The sequence below is a fragment of the Acinetobacter sp. YH16044 genome, from assembly GCF_013417145.1.
GTDB lineage: Bacteria > Pseudomonadota > Gammaproteobacteria > Pseudomonadales > Moraxellaceae > Acinetobacter > Acinetobacter amyesii.
The window spans coordinates 1-2,690 of record NZ_VPEK01000097.1 but is presented as its reverse complement, the minus strand read 5'-3'; the positions used below and the strand labels follow the sequence as shown (position 1 = coordinate 2,690).

Sequence of the window (2,690 nt, the reverse complement as noted above, 5' to 3'; positions counted from 1 at the left end):
TAAATTTTCAGCGTTGCTGGCTCCCCGTCAGCCGGATTGGGTTGCATCGCAGGGGTGTCGAAAGAGTCAACTGCGGTCCAAAGCTGTTGGACTTGGGTGAAAAGGGCGTTTATTCTTCCTATACGTGCCGCGTTCCAGGCGGCGACTATGAGGGCTATGTCGATGCCCATGTGCGCCGGCTGGAGGCGCTACGCCGGGCCGGTATCGTCGAGCGGATCGACGCCGACCAATGGCGCATCCCCGATGATCTGGTCAGCCGTGCCGCCGCCCATGACGCCGGCCGAGACAGTCAGGCCAGCGTTCGCGTCCTTTCCCCGGTCGATCTGAACAAACAGATCGGATCGGACGGCGCGACCTGGCTGGACCGGCGGCTGATCCACGGCGAGACGGCCGACCTTGCGCCAACCGGCTTCGGGCAACAAGTCCGCGAAGCCATGGACCAGCGCCGCGAGCACCATATCGAACAGGGCGACGCCACCCGCAGCCGGGACAGCCGCGTCTTCTACCGGCGCAACCTTCTCGCCATCCTGCGGGAGCGCGAGGTAGCCGGCGTCGGATCGGATATGGCTTTGAGTAAGGGCCTGCCGTTCCGCGCCGCCACGGACGGCGAGAGCGTCAGCGGCAAGTTTACCGGAACCGTGCATCTATCGAGCGGCAAGTTCGCCGTGGTCGAGAAATCCCATGAGTTCACCCTTGTCCCGTGGCGGCCGATCATCGACCGCCAACTCGGCCGCGAGGTTATGGGCATCGTGCAGGGCGGGTCGGTGTCGTGGCAGTTAGGGCGGCAGAGGGGGCTGGAACGCTGAGTGCGCCCATGCCGCATTGCGAAGCAAAAGATAATCGGATAAAATGTAGCAATTCATATTCGTAAGCGTGGAGTAATCAGATGGGAAATTCCAAGTCAGCAGACAAGTAAGCCGCAACAACCAGTATTGTTGTTGCGGCGCTCTGTAAGGCTAGTCTCATCTGATTGCTGACGAGCAGACGTCGCCCGGTATTCCTTAATCGAGGGTTGATTCGTCATGACCACCACACGCCCCGCGTGGGCCTATACGCTGCCGGCAGCACTGCTGCTGATGGCTCCTTTCGACATCCTCGCTTCACTGGCGATGGATATTTATCTCCCTGTCGTTCCAGCGATGCCCGGCATCCTGAACACGACGCCCGCTATGATCCAACTCACGTTGAGCCTCTATATGGTGATGCTCGGCGTGGGCCAGGTGATTTTTGGTCCGCTCTCAGACAGAATCGGGCGACGGCCAATTCTACTTGCGGGCGCAACGGCTTTCGTCATTGCGTCTCTGGGAGCAGCTTGGTCTTCAACTGCACCGGCCTTTGTCGCTTTCCGTCTACTTCAAGCAGTGGGCGCGTCGGCCATGCTGGTGGCGACGTTCGCGACGGTTCGCGACGTTTATGCCAACCGTCCTGAGGGTGTCGTCATCTACGGCCTTTTCAGTTCGATGCTGGCGTTCGTGCCTGCGCTCGGCCCTATCGCCGGAGTATTGATCGGCGAGTTCTTGGGATGGCAGGCGATATTCATTACTTTGGCTATACTGGCGATGCTCGCACTCCTAAATGCGGGTTTCAGGTGGCACGAAACCCGCCCTCTGGATCAAGTCAAGACGCGCCGATCTGTCTTGCCGATCTTCGCGAGTCCGGCTTTTTGGGTTTACACTGTCGGCTTTAGCGCCGGTATGGGCACCTACTTCGTCTTCTTCTCGACGGCTCCCCGTGTGCTCATAGGCCAAGCGGAATATTCCGAGATCGGATTCAGCTTTGCCTTCGCCACTGTCGCGCTTGTAATGATCGTGACAACCCGTTTCGCGAAGTCCTTTGTCGCCAGATGGGGCATCGCAGGATGCGTGGCGCGTGGGATGGCGTTGCTTGTTTGCGGAGCGGTCCTGTTGGGGATCGGCGAACTTTACGGCTCGCCGTCATTCCTCACCTTCATCCTACCGATGTGGGTTGTCGCGGTCGGTATTGTCTTCACGGTGTCCGTTACCGCGAACGGCGCTTTGGCAGAGTTCGACGACATCGCGGGATCAGCGGTCGCGTTCTACTTCTGCGTTCAAAGCCTGATAGTCAGCATTGTCGGGACATTGGCGGTGGCACTTTTAAACGGTGACACAGCGTGGCCCGTGATCTGTTACGCCACGGCGATGGCGGTACTGGTTTCGTTGGGGCTGGTGCTCCTTCGGCTCCGTGGGGCTGCCACCGAGAAGTCGCCAGTCGTCTAACCGACGACTGGTAGCAGGCCCGCTCCGATGCGGCGCACTAACCATCGAAACCTCGTGAATGTCGGTATCCTGTCTGGCAGGATACCGCTCATTTCCCTTGTTCAGTTCATCGCCGTCGCCGAGCATCTGAATTTTCGGCATGCGGCCAAGGCACTTGGTATCAGCCAGTCGAGCGTCAGCGCGCGTGTGAAAGCGCTGGAGGATAACCTTGGTGTCCTGCTATTTGAGCGCCATGCGCGGGGCGTTCGGCTAACAGACGCAGGCAGGCACTTCATGGAGCGTGTCACGGCGGGTGTCGATCAACTCGATCACGCAGTGAAGACCGCGGAGTGACGGGCACTGGCTGGCAATGTCTAGCAACGGCAGGCATTTCGGCTGAGGGTAAAAGAACTTTCCGCTAAGCGATAGACTGTATGTAAACACAGTATTGCAAGGACGCGGAACATGCCTCAT

3 protein-coding genes are annotated in these 2,690 nt (G+C 59.2%); all 3 read left to right on the top strand.

Annotated elements, in window-relative coordinates; translation table 11 throughout:
• Window positions 1–806: DUF3363 domain-containing protein (locus FTV38_RS18245; protein ID WP_223411754.1), on the top strand; the 806-nt coding region annotated here is incomplete at its 5' end.
• A gap of 216 nt (window positions 807–1,022) precedes the next feature.
• Entirely contained in the window at window positions 1,023–2,237 is a 1,215-nt protein-coding gene (gene floR, locus FTV38_RS17065) for a chloramphenicol/florfenicol efflux MFS transporter FloR (protein ID WP_000214122.1), read from the top strand.
• A gap of 27 nt (window positions 2,238–2,264) precedes the next feature.
• Window positions 2,265–2,570, top strand: a complete 306-nt coding sequence (locus tag FTV38_RS17060; RefSeq protein WP_001255015.1) for a LysR family transcriptional regulator — start codon at window positions 2,265–2,267, stop codon at window positions 2,568–2,570.
• Window positions 2,571–2,690 lie beyond the last annotated feature (120 nt).